The organism is Pseudomonas sp. CFBP 13710 (assembly GCF_014842235.1).
Lineage (GTDB): Bacteria > Pseudomonadota > Gammaproteobacteria > Pseudomonadales > Pseudomonadaceae > Aquipseudomonas > Aquipseudomonas baltica.
The window spans coordinates 1-15,273 of record NZ_JACYVJ010000011.1; the positions used below are offsets into that span (position 1 = coordinate 1).

Sequence of the window (15,273 nt, forward strand, 5' to 3'; positions counted from 1 at the left end):
CAAACCGCTGTCAACTGCCTTTTTCACCGCTTCCGACCTTGACGATCGAAACCCCACCGAGCCTTCTGAAACGGCCAACTCGTTGATTAACAAGGAGTTTATCGTTTCGGCTGCGCCGGAAGTGGGGCGAATTATAGAACGATTGGCGAGCCCGTCAACCGTTAATTCAGGTCTTTTTCACAATGGGCGGTTTTCGCCCCATTACACGGGGAATCCGCCGAGCGATGGCAGGAACGCGAAGCAGCAGGAGCAATGCACCCGCGGCAGCGTAGATCGACCATTCCTCCAGATCGGCGCGGACGATCCAGAGGAAGTGCAGCAACCCCAGGCCCAACACCACATAGATGAGGCGATGCAGCTGCTTCCAGCGCCGACCCAGCCGACGCTGGCTGTACCGGTTGGACGTCACGGCCAGTGCAAGCAGGCAAAGGAACGCAAGGCTGCCGACGATGATGTAGGGACGTTTGATCAGCTCGACCCCAAGCTGACTCCAGTCCAGCCCTAGAACGAAGAACAGATAGGCCGCCAGGTGCAGGCATACATAGGCAAAGCACCACAGGCCCAACTGCCGGCGCACTGCTATCCAGCCGGCCCAGCCGGACAACTTCTGCAGAGGCGTCATGCACAACGTGATCATCACCAGTATCAGGGTGCCCAACCCCAGCCGATCGACCAGCACCTTGCCTGGATCAGGCCCCAAGGCAAATATCCAGGCCTGGTACAGCCATAACAAAGGCCATACGCACGCCACCACGAACACACTCAGACGCCATAACGGATAACGCATCAGTAGTTCTTCCGCAGATCCATGCCGGTATAGAGGGAAGCAACCTCCTCCGCGTAACCATTGAACATCGCGGTCTCACGCACGTTGGGGCTGAACAGCCCGCTGGGCAGACGCCGTTCACGCGCCTGTGTCCAGCGCGGATGGTCGACTTCCGGGTTCACGTTGGCATAGAAGCCGTACTCGCTGGGAGCGATGTTTTCCCAGGTCGTCTCTGGCCGTTCGCTGACCAGGCTGATACGCACGATGGATTTGACGCTTTTGAACCCGTACTTCCACGGCACTACCAGGCGCAAGGGTGCGCCGTTCTGGTTGGGCAACTCGCGGCCGTACATCCCTACCCCAAGGATTGCCAGCGGATTCATCGCCTCGTCCAGGCGCAAGCCTTCTACATATGGCCAGTTGATCAGGGCAAAGCCGGAGCGCTGACCGGGCATGCTCTTGGGATCCTGCAAGGTTTCGAAGCGGATGTACTTGGCTTTCGAGGTGGGCTCGACCTGCTTGAGCAAGGCCGAGATGGGAAAGCCGATCCAGGGGATGACCATGGACCACGCCTCGACGCAGCGCAGCCGATAGATCCGCTCTTCGAGCTGATAAGGCTTCATGAAGTCTTCGAGGGCATAGCGCCCAGGCTTGGCCACTTCACCGTCTATGACCACCGACCAGGGTTCGGTCTTCAAGGTGCCGGCATTGGCTGCCGGATCGCCTTTGCCGGTGCCGAACTCATAGAAGTTGTTGTAGTGGGTAGCATCCTTGAAAGGCGTGATCGCCTCGCCTTGCACGGTGACCGCGCCCCAGCGGGTTTTACCCAGCTTGTCGTTCAACCAGGCGGGCGCACCGCTGGGGTCGACGCCTTCATAGCGCGATGGGTCGGCAGCGGATGCCCAGGAGGGAAGTGCCGAAACGGCCAAGGCTGTTGCGGTGGCGCCCATGAGCGAGCGGCGCGAGAGATAGATCGATTCGGGGGTGACTTCGGACTCTTTGCAGTCCGAAGCACGCGATAGCTTGATAAGCATGGTGCCTCCGTAGCCTTGGCTGGGTTCAACATACCAAGAGACTACGGATTATGCGTGAAATTGAATTTACTCTGCTTTTTTGTGACGACGCATGCGTAACAAATACTGTATCGGGCCGGAAGCGGCATAGGCGAGGAAGATCAGCAGCAGGATGCGGGGTGGATCGCTGAACACCACGGCGAACACCAGAACGACCGCCAGGATGGCTACGAAGGGCACACGACCTTTGAGATCCAGCTCCTTGAAGCTGTTGTACTTGATGTTGCTGACCATCAGCATGCCTGCGGCCGCCACCAGCAGGGCGACCAGGAAGGACATCTTCGAGCCCTGGATGCCGTAGTCGCTGAACGCCCACACAAGACCTGCGACCACACCGGCAGCAGCCGGACTGGCCAGGCCGATGAAGTAGCGCTTGTCGGCGGTGCCGACCTGGGTGTTGAAACGCGCCAGGCGCAGTGCCGCACCTGCGACGTAGATGAAGGCCACCATCCAGCCGACCTTGCCCATGTCGCCCAGTGCCCAGCCAAAGGCCAGCAGCGCGGGTGCGACACCGAATGCGACCATGTCGGACAGGGAGTCGTATTCCGCACCGAAGGCGCTCTGGGTATTGGTCATGCGCGCGACGCGACCGTCCAGGCTATCGAGCACCATGGCCACGAAGATGGCGATGGCAGCGTAGGCAAAATACTTGCTGGCTTCGGCAGCATTGCCGGCGCTCTGGGCACTGATCGAGTTGATGATCGAGTAGAAACCCGCAAACAGGTTTGCCGTGGTGAACAGGTTGGGCAGGAGATAGATGCCGCGGTGCCGGACTTTACGTCCTTCGGCGTCATGCCCTTCTTCGACATGCTCATCGATCGGCAGGAGGCTTTCGGCGTCAGGAGCCTTGTTTGGCTCTTCGGGACGTTCGCTCATGGACAATACCTTGCAACGGTGTGGAAAGTTTCGACAGGCGTCTGGGTCGAGGGTTCGACCGCAAAACGTTGCAGCTTTATACCAGAAGCTTGCCACCATAACGAAAAAACGCGGCCATGGCCGCGTTTTTGTCGCCTGAAACTGTATCAGTTCTTGGCTTTGTCGACGATCTTGTTGGCGGCGATCCAAGGCATCATGGAACGCAGCTGCTCGCCGATGACTTCGATGCCGTGGGCGGCATTGTTGCGACGCTTGGCGGTCATCGAAGGGTAGTTGGTAGCGCCTTCGTTGATGAACATCTTGGCGTACTCGCCATCCTGGATGCGCTTGAGTGCATTGCGCATGGCCTGGCGCGATTCGGCGTTGATGACTTCAGGGCCAGTCACGTACTCGCCGTATTCGGCGTTGTTGGAGATCGAGTAGTTCATGTTGGCGATACCGCCTTCGTACATGAGGTCGACGATCAGCTTGAGTTCGTGCAGGCACTCGAAGTAGGCCATTTCAGGCGCATAGCCGGCTTCGACCAGGGTTTCGAAACCGGCCTTGACCAGTTCCACGGTGCCGCCACAGAGAACGGCCTGCTCGCCGAACAGGTCGGTTTCGGTCTCGTCCTTGAAGGTGGTTTCGATGATGCCGGTACGGCCGCCGCCCACACCGGAAGCGTAGGACAGCGCGACGTTCTTGGCGTTGCCCGAAGCATCCTGGTAGATGGCGATCAGGTCAGGAATACCGCCGCCCTTGACGAATTCGGTACGTACGGTGTGACCCGGCGCCTTGGGCGCGATCATGATCACGTCCAGGTCGGCGCGCGGCACGACCTGGTTGTAGTGAATGGCGAAGCCGTGGGAGAAAGCCAGGGTTGCGCCCTGCTTGATGTTGGGCTCGACTTCGTTCTTGTACAGCTGGGACTGGAACTCGTCCGGGGTCAGGATCATGACCAGGTCGGCACCGGCAACGGCAGTGGCGACGTCGGCTACTTTCAAGCCATGGGCCTCGGCCTTGGCGACAGTAGCCGAGCCCTTGCGCAGGCCCACGGTGACGTCGACGCCCGAATCCTTCAGGTTGCATGCCTGGGCGTGGCCCTGGGAGCCGTAACCGATGATGGCTACTTTCTTGCCCTGGATGATCGAGAGGTCGCAATCTTTGTCGTAGTAAACTTTCATTGAATATCACCTGTTATCTAGGCCGTTTCGGCCGGTCGCTAATTGAGTTAGATGCTCAGCACTTTGTCGCCACGAGCGATACCGGTCACGCCACTGCGCACGGTTTCGAGGATCGAGGCGGTGCCGATAGACTGCAGGAAGCTATCCAGCTTGTCGCTGGTGCCCGTCAGCTGAACGGTGTAGACGCTACTGCTGACATCAACGATCTGCCCGCGGAAGATGTCCGTGGTGCGTTTGATCTCGGCGCGTTGGGCGCCAGTGGCCTTGACCTTGACCAGCATCAGCTCGCGTTCGATGTGCGCGCTTTCCGACAGGTCTACCAGCTTGACCACCTCGATCAACTTGTTGAGGTTTTTCGTGATCTGTTCGATCACTTCATCCTGCCCTACCGTGGTCAACGTCAGGCGCGACAGGGTCGGGTCTTCGGTAGGCGCCACGGTCAGGCTTTCGATGTTGTAGTTGCGCTGCGAGAACAGCCCTACCACGCGCGACAAGGCGCCGGGTTCGTTCTCGAGCAAAAGCGAAATGATGTGCCGCATGATTAGGTCCGCTCCGTCTTGCTGAGCCACATGTCGCGCATCGAGCCGTCCTTGATCTGCATCGGATAGACGTGCTCGCCGACGTCGACCTGGATATCGAGGAACACCAGGCGGTCGGTCATGGCGAAAGCTTCTTCCATTTTCGGCTTGAGATCCTTGAGATCGGTGATGCGCATGCCGACGTGGCCATACGCTTCGACCAGCTTGACGAAGTCAGGCAGGGATTCGACGTAGGAATGCGAATGGCGACCTCCGTAGCTCATGTCCTGCCATTGGCGCACCATGCCGAGCACGCCGTTGTTGAGCAGGATGATCTTGACCGGCAAGCCGTACTGCAGACAGGTAGACAGCTCCTGGATGTTCATCTGGATGCTGCCCTCCCCGGTCACGCAGGCAACGTGGGCCTCGGGGAAGCTCATCTTGACGCCCATGGCCGCTGGGAAACCGAAGCCCATGGTGCCCAGGCCACCGGAGTTGATCCAGCGATTGGGCTTGTTGAACAGGTAGTACTGGGCCGCGAACATCTGGTGCTGGCCGACGTCCGAGGTGACGTAGGCGTCGCCCTGGGTGACCTCGCACAGCGTCTCGATGACCTTCTGCGGCTTGATCTTGGAGCCATCGCCCTTGTCGTAGGGGAACAGGCCGTTTTCGCCACGCCACTCCTCGACCTGCTTCCACCAACTGGCAACGGTGTCCTTGTTCGGGGTTTCACCGATGTCCTTGAGGGTGGCGAGCATTTCGGTCAGAACGCTGTCCACCGGACCGACAATGGGCACGTCCGCCTTGATGGTCTTGGAGATCGACGCCGGGTCGATGTCAATGTGGATGATCTTGGCGTTGGGGCAGAATTTGGCGGCGCCGTTGATCACGCGATCGTCGAAGCGTGCGCCCACGGCCAGGATCACATCGGCGTGGTGCATGGCCAGGTTGGCCGTGTAGCTGCCGTGCATGCCGAGCATGCCGACGAACTGGCGATCCATGCCCGGGTAGGCGCCCAGCCCCATCAGGGTGTTGGTGACCGGCAGGTCGAGGATCTGGGCCAGCTCGGTCAAGGCAGCGGAAGCTCCACCGAGGATGACACCGCCACCGGCGTACATGACCGGGCGCTTGGCCGCCAGGAGCATTTCGACAGCCTTGCGGATCTGCCCGGAATGGCCACGGACCGCCGGACTGTAGGAACGCAGCTTGGCCTTCTTGGGATAGACGTATTCGAATTTGTCGGCCGGGTTGGTCATGTCCTTGGGAATATCGACCACGACCGGGCCTGGCCGACCGGACTGCGCCAGGTAGAAGGCCTTTTTCAGGACTTCGGGGATCTCCGAGGCGTGCTTGATCATGAAGCTGTGCTTCACGATGGGCCGGGAGATGCCGATCATGTCGGTTTCCTGGAACGCGTCGGTACCCACCAGGGTGCTGGCCACCTGCCCGGAGAGGATCACCATCGGGATGGAGTCCATGTAGGCAGTGGCGATACCGGTGATGGCGTTGGTGGCACCCGGACCGGAGGTCACCAGCACGACACCGGCCTTGCCGGTGGCACGGGCATAGCCGTCGGCCATGTGGGTGGCTGCCTGCTCGTGACGGACCAGCACGTGCTCGACAGCGGGCTCCTTGAACAGGGCATCGTATACATGCAGGAGGGCACCGCCGGGGTACCCGTAGATGTGCTTAACGCCTTCGTCGCGCAAGAAGCGGACGACCATTTCAGCGCCAGATAAAAGCTCCACGTTGTTCACCTCTAAAACGCCAGAATACCGTTCCATGGGAACGGGTCTTAATAGGTTTACTGCCAGCAGAGCATGAGCGACGGTGGTCGCCGACGTACGTCAGCACTGACTGAGCAAGTATTGGGAGTACCCAAGTGTCACGGGTTTTTCCCACCCAGCGCGAGGTAACGCGTTGCGGGTATAACGGGTCGGCGCTGGTGTGCGCCTGTGCTCTGCTGTGTGGGTCTGCTTCTGGCAGTCCCTGTACAGCGGACTTTCGATTGTTGTGATTCGTCTGCTGCAAGTCAAGCGATGCGTGCATTTTATTGCGCGCCTGCACCCAAACGGCGCAATAAACCCTGCCGAGCTGCCAGGCTATGGTAGTTTCATGCGTAACCCACCCTCAGAGAAGGCGCCATGCGTTCAACCATTGCTGTGAGTATCCTGCTGCTTGCCCTGTGCCCGTTGGCAATGGCAGGGCAAATCTACAAATGGGTCGATAGCCAAGGTGTGACGCATTTTGATGCACGACCGCCCAACGGTGTTCAGGCGACAGCCGTGGAAGGCGTTAAACCGGTGACCCCGCCCGAGCCGATCTCCAACGAAGCGGTGATGAAAGCCAGTGGCGAAGCCGAGCAACGCAGGATCGACCGCAAAGTGAAATCACAGGTTGCCGACGAGGCAGCGCGGCGCAACGAATTCTGTACGGGCGTCAGGACCAACCTGGCGCAGCTGAAGAACAATCCACGGGTGCTTCAACAGGTCAACGGCGAGGTCAAGCGCCTGACAGAGCAGGAGCGTCAGGCGAGAATCGAGGAAGTGCGCAAGGTGATCGACGAGCAATGCACGTGAAGGGCTAGCGCACCTGCCCGATCAGTTCGTCGAAGCGCGCCAGGCTGGCGCGCAGGCCGCGGCTCTGCTCGGCGCGATCGGCATAGACCATTTCGGCCATGGCCAGGATGCCCGACGCATTGGGCAATGGCAGGTCCTGCTCGATGATGGTTTTCATGCGCGGCAGGAAGATCCACTGCAGCCACTGATCGAAATCCAGGGTGTCCACGCTGAACGGCTCGACACTGGCCAGCGCTTCGGCGCTGGGTGGCACGTCCTGCCACCACCCCTGCTGGCGCAGCTCGCGTTCGATCAACAGCAGGTGTTCGGCAATCGCCAGAAAACGATTATCCATCAAGACGCGCTCTTGGCTTTCTGACGGGCCAGATTGGCCCCGGCGGCATCACCCTGCTTGTCGCGCGACTGGGCAATGGTGTTCCACAGGCTCGCCTGCAGATCCGGACGGCCATTGGCATAGGTCAGCGCCCGACGGGCCAGTTGCTCGGCCTGGGCCGCATCACCCTGGGCCAGGCGCACCTGAGCCAGCTTGTACAGAACCTGCGGTTCGCGCGGTGCGATCCGCTGTGCACGCTCCAGGCTCGATGACGCACCGTTCAAGTCGCCACCGCCCTGCTGTTGCTGGGCCGTGGTCAACAGGGCAAGCACCGGCCCGTCCAACTGCTCATCGGCGGACAGGCCGGGACTGTTGCCGCTGGCTCGCGGAATCCCGCTAGGAGCATTGGCCGGCATGTTGTAGGTCGTGCTGGGCGCCGGCGGGGCATAGGCCGGGGCCGAGCTGCTCGGGCCGGGGACGATCGGGCCTGGTGTGATCGGGCCGGTGCTGATCGGCGCGCTGTTACCCGGCGCCGGAAAGCTCTGGATCGGCTGCGAGCCTGCACCCTGCGGAACCATGACCACCACGCCGGAATCTTCGGTGATCGCCTGGGCCTGCGCCTTGGGCCGGACCACGGTGGTCTGGCGGAAGCCGCCGGTACGCGACACGCGTTCGCCATTGGTGACCGCAGAGCCGGAATCGACCACTGGAATGGAGCCACGCTCCACGCTGGCACAACCGTTGAGCAAAGCCAATGCCGTCAAGGCAGGAAACCACCACTTGTTCACTTCATTCCCCTTTGCTTAGTTCAACCAGCCTTTGACCCAGTCCATCACCGAATCGTCGGCCGCCGGATTGGCACCGCCGCATGCGGTGCCTGGCGTGGGTTCGCTGCCACGAATATACGGCATCTGCACAGCGTTGGGGCAGCTGGCATCCGAGCCCTGTCCGGTCTTGGCGTCGATCCAGGCCTGCACCACGTTTTCCGGCACCGGCGTATCCAAAGGCAAGGGATCGGCTTTCTTCATGAAGCTGGTCCAGACCTGCAGCGCACCGGTGGCACCGGTGAACGGCGTCTTGCCATTGTCGTCACGGCCCAGCCAGACCACGGCCAGAACGTCCTGGCTGAAGCCGGCGAACCAGCTGTCGCGCGAGTCGTTGCTGGTGCCGGTCTTGCCGGCCAGGTTCAGGCTGCTCGGCAGCACGTTGTAGACCGAACGTCCGGTACCTTCGCGCATCACGCGCTGCATGGCGTTCTGGATCAGGTAGATGGAGGCAGGATCGAAGCGCTGCTGAATCTGGAACGGGTAGCGCTTGAGCGGTTCGCCTTCGGCCGTGAGGACACTGCGAATGCCACGCATAGGCGTGTTGAAACCGCCGTTGGCCAGGGTTTGGTACATGGTTGCCACTTGCATGGGCGACAAGCCACCGGCACCGAGCAACATCGACGGGTAGGCTGGCCAGTCGACCTGCACGCCCAGTTCGCCGAGGGTCTTGAGCACATTGGGCACGCCCAGTTCCAGACCCAACCGAGCCGTCGACAGGTTGTAGGAATGGGCCAGGCCCTGATACAGGAACACCGTGCCATTGGAGGTACGTTCGTAGTTCTGTGGCTTCCAGATCTGGCCGTCCGCACCCTTGACCGAGAACGGTACGTCCTGCACCCAACTGGTCAGGGTGTATTTGCTCGGCTGCTCCAGCGCCGTCAAGTACACCGCAGGCTTGATCAGCGAGCCAATCGGGCGTACGGCGTCGAGCGCGCGGTTGAAGCCGGCAAAACCCGGTACGCGGCTGCCGACCAGCGCCTGGACCTCACCGCTTTCAGGGTTGGTGACGACCATGGCCGCCTCGACCTCGTCCGAGCCCTTGCGCCCGGCCAGGCGCTTGAAGGTATCGGTCACGGACGATTCGGCTTTGGTCTGCAGGATAGGGTCGAAACTGGTGAAGATGCGCAGGCCTTCTTCGGTCAAGTCCTCGTCGCGGTAGTCGTCGCGCAACTGGCGCTTGACCAAGTCGAGGAAGCCAGGGAACGAGCTGTCCGCCAGGCTGCCGCGCTTGGTCACGCCCAATGGCATCTTCTTGGCCGCATCGACCGCCTCCTGGGTCGCCACGCCCTGCTGGGCCAGCAGATCGAGTACCAGGTTGCGGCGTTCCATCGCTCGTTCCGGATTGCGCCGCGGGTTGTAGGAAGATGGCCCCTTGACCATGCCCACCAGCAAGGCCACCTGATGCAGCTTGAGTTCGGACAAGGGTTGGCTGAAGAAGAACTGGCTGGCAAGACCGAAGCCATGCACGGCGCGCTGGCCGTCCTGACCAACGAAGACCTCGTTGAGGTAGGCCTCGAGGATTTCACCCTTGTCGTAGTGCAGCTCCAGCAACACCGCCATCATCGCTTCGGTCAGCTTGCGGGTCAGGCTGCGCTCGTTGGTCAGGTAGAAGTTCTTGACCAACTGCTGAGTCAGGGTACTGCCGCCCTGGCGCATGGCGCCCGAGGACGTGTTGACCCAGATGGCGCGTGCGATCGACTTGGGCGAGACGCCAAAGTGGTGGTAGAAGTCGCGATCTTCGACAGTGACCAGTGTGTCGAGCAGGTACGGCGGCACCTGGTCGAGCTTGATGAGGATGCGGTCTTCGAGGTTTTTCGGGTACAGGCCGCCGATCAGCAACGGCTCCAGACGCACCACCGCGACCTTCTTGCCTGCGCCGCCACCCAGTTCGGAGACGTAGTCGCCGGAAAACTTCACGCGCACCGCCTGCGGCTGCTCGAGCCCTTCGTAGAACTGGAAGCCGCGGGTATTCAGGTCGACCGTGTTGCCACTGACCGAGGCGGTGCCGGGACCGTCGACGGTCGTTTGCCGACGGTAGCCGAGCGCATCGAGCTCGGTGAGAAAATCATTCTTTGCCAGTTTCTGACCGACGAACAGCTCGAGCGGGCGTGCGTAGACCTTGGCGGGAATGGTCCAGCGCTTGCCAGAGAATTTTTCCTGGACAACGGCGTCCAGGTAGACGGCAAAGCCGGCCAGGATCACCAGGCCTACCAGACCCAGCTTGAGGCCCCAGCCAAGCCAGGTGCGCAAGCCGCCGGAAGGAGGTTTTTTGGGGGTACGGGAAGATCGGGTTCGAGTCATGGCGGCGGATTATACGCACTTTGAATTGTCGCGGGCAGGGACCGTCGGCGGTTTGCATCATCGGTGGCAGTGGCCATAATGACCGCCTTGAAATCACCTCTGCCAATGAAGGATCGCCTGTGAGCCAGACCCTGATCGCCGCCCTGCAAAACCCGGCCCTGTACCCGCATCCGGTAGAAGGGTTCCAGGTCATCGAGACGCATATCTCCTGGGTGATACTGACCGGGCCTTACGCTTACAAGATCAAGAAACCGATGAATTTCGGCTTTCTGGACTTCACCGAACTGTCCGCCCGCTCCCACTTCTGCGCCGAGGAGCTGCGACTGAACCAGCGCCTGACCACCGACCTGTATCTGCAGGTTCTGCCGATCACCGGCAGCGCGCAAACGCCTCGACTGGGCGGCGAAGGCGCACCCATCGAGTATGCCTTGCAGATGCGCCAATTCGAAGGCGGCAACCTGCTGAGCACCCTGCAGGCCAATGGTGAGCTGACCCAGGAGCACGTAGATTCGCTGGCGCGGCAGATTGCCGATTTCCACCGGGCCGCGCCAGTGGTGCCGGAGGCGCACGAGGCCGGCACGCCGAAGGCGGCGATGGCCCCCGTCGAGCAGAACTTCGAACAGATTCGCCCGTTTCTCACCGAAAAGGATGATCTGGCCCAGCTGGATGCCTTGCAAGCCTGGGCCCAAAGCAGCTACGTGCGCCTGGAGCCGCTGCTGGCGCTGCGCAAGCAGGAAGGGTTCATCCGCGAGTGTCATGGCGACATACACCTGGGCAACGCCACCGTCATCGATGGCCAAGTGGTGATCTTCGACTGCATCGAGTTCAACGAGCCTTTCCGTTTCACCGATGTGTATGCCGATATCGCCTTCCTCGCCATGGACCTCGAAGACCGCGGGCTGAAAAGCCTGGCGCGGCGCTTCGTCAGCCAGTATCTGGAGCTGACCGGGGATTACCAAGGGCTGGAGCTGCTCAACTTCTACAAGGCCTACCGCGCATTGGTACGGGCCAAGGTGGCCCTGTTCAGCATGTCGCCCGACGCCAGTGGAGTGCAGCGTGCAACGACGCTGCGCCAGTACCGCAATTACGCGAACCTGGCGGAAAGCTACAGCGCCATTCCTTCGCGCTTTCTGGCCGTTACCAGCGGTGTGTCGGCCGTAGGCAAGAGCCACGTCGCGCTGCGCCTGGTCGAAGCGCTGGGCGCCATCCGCCTGCGCTCGGACGTGGAGCGCAAACGCCTGTTCGGTGCCCAGACCGCCGAAACGGGCCTGTATGACGCCAGCACCAGCGAAGCGACCTACCTGCACTTGCACGCATTGGCCGAGCACGTGCTGCGCGCCGGCCTGCCGGTGGTGATCGACGCGACCTATCTCAAGGCTGACCAACGGGCGGCAGCGGCTCGAATCGCCGAATCCACCGGAGTGCCGTTCCTGATCCTGGACTGCAACGCGCCCGCAGCCGTGATATCCAGCTGGCTGCAGCAGCGCCAGGCACAGGCCGAGGATCCTTCGGATGCTACCCAGGCCGTGATCGACGCTCAGCAGGCCGGCCGCGAGCCGTTGAGCGAAGCCGAGCTGCTGCAGACTCGCCGCGTGGAAACCAACGAAAGCGGCAGCCTGGACAAGCTGGTCAAGCAGATCCGGCAACGCCTGCCAGGGCTGTAACATACAGCCAGACCCCGAAGGCAGATCGGCCATTCGGCAGGCCGCTCTGCCACCGCTACACTGCCAGATTGGCAACTGCTTCATCGCCCCCCGCTCATTCCTTGGCCGAGGCCAGGAGGTTTGATGACCGATGAACTTCTGGCCCTGAAGAATCTGGGCAAGACATCCGCGCAGTGGCTGCATGCCGTCGGCATCCACAGTGCTTCCGACTTGCGCCGGGCAGGTGCCGTGCAGGCGTACTGCGCGGTGAAGCAGCGCGGCTTCCGCGCCTCGAAAGTGCTTCTCTATGCCATCGAAGGGGCGTTGCGCAATGTGCATTGGAGTGAGCTGTCGTGCGAACGGAAAAACAGTCTCAATAGCCAGGTCGAAGCCCTGTCGCCCCCTCGCAGGCTCTAGACCGAGGGTCCGCAGGTGGATTAAATAATTGCACGTAGCACTTGACTCTCAAATGAGAATCGTTATGATTATCACATCCAGTCGCGAGACTGGTGATCTCTGGAAGGCCCTTGGTTCGGACTTTCAGATGTCTCCTCATCAGGCTAATCACGGTTATTGACCCGGCACTTTGCCGGGTCTTTTTTTGCCTCGACTTTTGCAGCACCTCGCCCACTCAGCCTTGCAGGATTACCGGCAAGCGATGGTCGATGACAATCTCGTGCGTATCCAGATGCACCCCATAAGCCAGCACTTCAACACCAGCCTCCACTGCCTGGCGCAATGCCAATGCGTAGCCTGCGTCTATCTCGGTAGCGGGGCGTACAGCATCCACACCGTCAAGGTTGACGCAGTACAACTGCACGGCCCGCACTCCGCTGCGCGCCAGTACGGCCAGCTCGCGCAAGTGCTTCGCGCCGCGCTGGGTGACAGCGTCGGGAAACGCTGCAATGCGACTTCCGGCAAAGCCCAGGGTCACACTCTTTACTTCGACCCATGCGGACGCGCCAGGATAGTCCAGCCGGAAGTCGATACGGCTGCGCTCCTGGCCATAGGGCACTTCGCGTTTGAGCGCAACGAAGCCGGCAAGCTCCGGTATGCGACCTGCGTGCAATGCCTCCTCGACCAGAGCGTTGGCCCGCGCGGTATTGATGCATGCCAGCCGACCTTGCGGTGTTTCGCTGATCTCCCATGTGCCTGGAAGCTTGCGCTTGGGGTCGCTGGAGCGGGTGAACCACACGCGGCCACCGGGCATCATGCAGTTGAGCATCGAGCCGGTGTTGGGGCAGTGGATGGTCACTCGCTCACCGCTTTCAAGTTCGATGTCGGCCAGAAACCGCTTGTAGCGCTGGATCAGGCGCCCCTGCTCCAGGGCCGGCGAAAAAATCATCGCGCCTGCCAGCTCTGCAGGCCACGGGCAATCCGCGCCACAGCCTGCTCCAATCGGGGAAGGCTTTGGGTATAGGCGAAGCGCACATGGTGGCTGGCCTTGTAGCGGCCGAAATCCAGGCCGGGCGTGAAAGCAACGTGCTCGGTTTCCAGGAAATGCTGGCAGAACGCGAAGGCATCGTCGCTGAATGCACTGATATCGGCATACAGGTAGAACGCACCCTCAGGCTCGACCGCAATCGCAAAGCCCAAGGCACGCAAGGCGGGCAGCAGATAGTCACGGCGGTGACCGAAGGCTTCGCGGCGTTGCTCGAAGATCTCCAGCGTGGCCGGTTCGAAGCAGGCCAATGCTGCATGTTGCGCCATGCTCGGCGCACTGATGTACAGATTCTGCGCCAGCTTTTCCAGCTCAGGAATGGCTTGGGGCGGCGCGACCAGCCAGCCAAGTCGCCATCCGGTCATTCCGAAATACTTGGAAAAACTATTCAGGACGAATGCGTCGTCGTCCACTTCAAGCACGCTGGCGGCCGTCGTGCCATAGGTCAAGCCGTGGTAGATCTCGTCGACCACCAGATGCCCCTGGCGCGCCTTGACGGCCTGGCTCAATGCGCTCAGTTCGTCCTTGTTCAACAGTGTGCCGGTAGGGTTGGCAGGCGATGCCACCAAGGCGCCGACGCTGTGCTCGTCCCAGTGCTGCTCCACCAGTTGGGCGTTGAGCTGGTAGCGCTGTTCGGGGCCTACCGGCACCAGATGCGCGGCGCCCTCGACCAGGCGCAGAAAGTGCCTATTGCACGGGTAGCCGGGGTCTGCCAGGAGCCAGTGCTTGCCCGGATCGACCAGCAGGCTGGCGGCCAGCAGCAAGGCTCCCGAGCCGCCCGGCGTGATCATGATGCGCTGCGGGTCGATGTCCAGGCCGTAGCGCTGCTGATAGAAACCGGCGATCGCCTCGCGCAGCGCCGGCAGGCCTCGCGCTGCGGTGTAGCGGGTATGGCCAGCGGCCAATGCGGCCTGCCCGGCGGCAACGATGGGGGCCGCCGTGGTGAAGTCTGGTTCGCCGATTTCCAGGTGGATCACGTCGTGACCCTGGCTCTGCAGTTCATTGGCACGGGCCAACAGCGCCATCACGTGAAAAGGTTCGATGGCGCGACTGCGTGCGCTGTAGAGCGAAGCCATGGGTATTCCTTGGGACGAGGAAAAAAGCCGATTCTACCCAACCTTTGCATCGAACGTTTCGCCGAACGTGCGATCGAAACCCACCACATCGTGCCTGCGACGCAGGCGTTCCGGGCACGACAACCGGGAGTAGCGCGTGCTGGTTCGATCTGGTAAGTTCGCCGGCTTGCAGTCGCAGGGCCGGCGGGTGTCGGAGAGGGATCATCCTGCGCAATGGATTAGTAGAGCGAGAGGCGGTTGATTCATGCCCACCAATGAAAAGCAACAAAGTACTGGCAACTTTTCCGGCTTCGCTCCCTACGTTGCGACGAAGGGCGAGGAATACATGGGCGCGCCGATGCGTGCTCACTTCACCAAGATCCTGAACAAGTGGAAACAAGACTTGATGCAGGAAGTGGATCGCACCGTCGACCACATGAAGGATGAAGCCGCCAACTTTCCAGACCCGGCCGATCGGGCCAGCCAGGAAGAGGAATTCAGCCTCGAACTGCGCGCGCGCGATCGCGAGCGCAAGTTGATCAAGAAGATCGACAAGACGCTGCAGTTGATCGAAGACGAAGAGTACGGCTGGTGCGAATCCTGCGGCATCGAGATCGGCATTCGCCGTCTCGAGGCACGTCCGACCGCCGATCTATGCATCGACTGCAAGACCTTGGCGGAAATCAAGGAAAAACAGGTCGGCAAGTGACCTGTCGAC

At 61.2% G+C, this 15,273-nt stretch carries 15 protein-coding genes; 4 read left to right on the forward strand and 11 right to left on the reverse strand.

The annotated features are described in order from the left end of the window. Positions 1-166: 166 nt before the first annotated feature. From msrQ to IFT44_RS18320, 6 genes are all read right to left on the reverse strand, one after another. Positions 167-787 carry a protein-methionine-sulfoxide reductase heme-binding subunit MsrQ gene (gene msrQ / locus IFT44_RS18295; RefSeq protein ID WP_185795368.1) on the reverse strand — a complete coding sequence of 207 codons (621 nt, stop codon included), beginning with the start codon at positions 785-787 and terminating at the stop codon, positions 167-169. Further along, positions 787-1,800 (reverse strand): protein-methionine-sulfoxide reductase catalytic subunit MsrP, encoded by a 1,014-nt coding sequence (msrP, locus tag IFT44_RS18300; RefSeq protein WP_185795369.1) that lies wholly within the window; start codon positions 1,798-1,800, stop codon positions 787-789. The genes msrQ and msrP overlap by 1 nt, the downstream gene beginning before the upstream one ends. A 66-nt stretch (positions 1,801-1,866) precedes the next feature. Further along, complete coding sequence (gene pssA / locus IFT44_RS18305; RefSeq protein ID WP_122480158.1) at positions 1,867-2,715, reverse strand: CDP-diacylglycerol--serine O-phosphatidyltransferase; 849 nt, start codon at positions 2,713-2,715, stop codon at positions 1,867-1,869. Positions 2,716-2,861: 146 nt separating this feature from the next. Then, entirely contained in the window at positions 2,862-3,878 is a 1,017-nt protein-coding gene (gene ilvC / locus IFT44_RS18310) for a ketol-acid reductoisomerase (protein WP_043190697.1), read from the reverse strand. Between the two features lie 47 nt (positions 3,879-3,925). Further along, positions 3,926-4,417, reverse strand: a complete 492-nt coding sequence (gene ilvN, locus IFT44_RS18315; RefSeq protein WP_043190700.1) for an acetolactate synthase small subunit — start codon at positions 4,415-4,417, stop codon at positions 3,926-3,928. A gap of 2 nt (positions 4,418-4,419) precedes the next feature. After that, positions 4,420-6,144, reverse strand: a complete 1,725-nt coding sequence (locus IFT44_RS18320; RefSeq protein ID WP_122480255.1) for an acetolactate synthase 3 large subunit — start codon at positions 6,142-6,144, stop codon at positions 4,420-4,422. Positions 6,145-6,540: 396 nt separating this feature from the next. Here IFT44_RS18320 and IFT44_RS18325 point away from each other — a divergent pair, with 396 nt between their 5' ends. Further along, on the forward strand, positions 6,541-6,975 hold the full coding sequence (locus IFT44_RS18325; protein ID WP_192056412.1) for a DUF4124 domain-containing protein: 435 nt from the start codon (positions 6,541-6,543) through the stop codon (positions 6,973-6,975). 4 nt (positions 6,976-6,979) lie between these two features. On the opposite strand, the gene IFT44_RS18330 is transcribed toward IFT44_RS18325, so the two are convergent. Genes IFT44_RS18330 through mrcB form a run of 3 tightly spaced genes read right to left on the reverse strand, consistent with a single transcriptional unit; the run spans position 6,980 to position 10,416 of the window. After that, positions 6,980-7,309: a YqcC family protein gene (locus IFT44_RS18330; RefSeq protein WP_185795370.1), complete on the reverse strand. Its 330-nt coding sequence runs from the start codon at positions 7,307-7,309 to the stop codon at positions 6,980-6,982. Next, positions 7,309-8,076, reverse strand: a complete 768-nt coding sequence (locus tag IFT44_RS18335) for a hypothetical protein (RefSeq protein ID WP_192176360.1) — start codon at positions 8,074-8,076, stop codon at positions 7,309-7,311. The genes IFT44_RS18330 and IFT44_RS18335 overlap by 1 nt, the downstream gene beginning before the upstream one ends. 15 nt (positions 8,077-8,091) lie before the next feature. Next, positions 8,092-10,416, reverse strand: a complete 2,325-nt coding sequence (gene mrcB / locus IFT44_RS18340) for a penicillin-binding protein 1B (RefSeq protein ID WP_122480163.1) — start codon at positions 10,414-10,416, stop codon at positions 8,092-8,094. 119 nt (positions 10,417-10,535) lie between these two features. Between mrcB and IFT44_RS18345 the strand changes: the two genes are divergently transcribed. Next, a complete protein-coding gene (locus tag IFT44_RS18345; RefSeq protein WP_192176361.1) occupies positions 10,536-12,080 on the forward strand; it encodes an AAA family ATPase in 1,545 nt (514 codons plus the stop codon). 123 nt (positions 12,081-12,203) lie between these two features. Then, on the forward strand, positions 12,204-12,476 hold the full coding sequence (locus IFT44_RS18350) for a TfoX/Sxy family protein (protein ID WP_185795373.1): 273 nt from the start codon (positions 12,204-12,206) through the stop codon (positions 12,474-12,476). A gap of 214 nt (positions 12,477-12,690) precedes the next feature. On the opposite strand, the gene sfsA is transcribed toward IFT44_RS18350, so the two are convergent. Together sfsA and IFT44_RS18360 are read right to left on the reverse strand one after the other, a co-directional pair. Then, positions 12,691-13,404: a DNA/RNA nuclease SfsA gene (sfsA, locus tag IFT44_RS18355; protein WP_192176362.1), complete on the reverse strand. Its 714-nt coding sequence runs from the start codon at positions 13,402-13,404 to the stop codon at positions 12,691-12,693. Beyond that, positions 13,401-14,576 (reverse strand): pyridoxal phosphate-dependent aminotransferase, encoded by a 1,176-nt coding sequence (locus IFT44_RS18360; protein WP_192176363.1) that lies wholly within the window; start codon positions 14,574-14,576, stop codon positions 13,401-13,403. The genes sfsA and IFT44_RS18360 overlap by 4 nt, the downstream gene beginning before the upstream one ends. Before the next feature lie 244 nt (positions 14,577-14,820). Here IFT44_RS18360 and dksA point away from each other — a divergent pair, with 244 nt between their 5' ends. Then, positions 14,821-15,264 carry an RNA polymerase-binding protein DksA gene (gene dksA, locus IFT44_RS18365; RefSeq protein ID WP_122480168.1) on the forward strand — a complete coding sequence of 148 codons (444 nt, stop codon included), beginning with the start codon at positions 14,821-14,823 and terminating at the stop codon, positions 15,262-15,264. Positions 15,265-15,273 lie beyond the last annotated feature (9 nt).

Coding starts and splice junctions, on each gene's coding strand:
- IFT44_RS18360 (WP_192176363.1), bottom strand. CDS start 14,576: ATGGCTTCGCTCTACAGCGCACGCAGTCGCGCCATCGAACCTTTTCAC.
- ilvC (WP_043190697.1), bottom strand. CDS start 3,878: ATGAAAGTTTACTACGACAAAGATTGCGACCTCTCGATCATCCAGGGC.
- msrQ (WP_185795368.1), bottom strand. CDS start 787: ATGCGTTATCCGTTATGGCGTCTGAGTGTGTTCGTGGTGGCGTGCGTA.
- IFT44_RS18325 (WP_192056412.1), top strand. CDS start 6,541: ATGCGTTCAACCATTGCTGTGAGTATCCTGCTGCTTGCCCTGTGCCCG.
- IFT44_RS18330 (WP_185795370.1), bottom strand. CDS start 7,309: ATGGATAATCGTTTTCTGGCGATTGCCGAACACCTGCTGTTGATCGAA.
- ilvN (WP_043190700.1), bottom strand. CDS start 4,417: ATGCGGCACATCATTTCGCTTTTGCTCGAGAACGAACCCGGCGCCTTG.
- msrP (WP_185795369.1), bottom strand. CDS start 1,800: ATGCTTATCAAGCTATCGCGTGCTTCGGACTGCAAAGAGTCCGAAGTC.
- mrcB (WP_122480163.1), bottom strand. CDS start 10,416: ATGACTCGAACCCGATCTTCCCGTACCCCCAAAAAACCTCCTTCCGGC.
- dksA (WP_122480168.1), top strand. CDS start 14,821: ATGCCCACCAATGAAAAGCAACAAAGTACTGGCAACTTTTCCGGCTTC.
- sfsA (WP_192176362.1), bottom strand. CDS start 13,404: ATGATTTTTTCGCCGGCCCTGGAGCAGGGGCGCCTGATCCAGCGCTAC.
- IFT44_RS18350 (WP_185795373.1), top strand. CDS start 12,204: ATGACCGATGAACTTCTGGCCCTGAAGAATCTGGGCAAGACATCCGCG.
- pssA (WP_122480158.1), bottom strand. CDS start 2,715: ATGAGCGAACGTCCCGAAGAGCCAAACAAGGCTCCTGACGCCGAAAGC.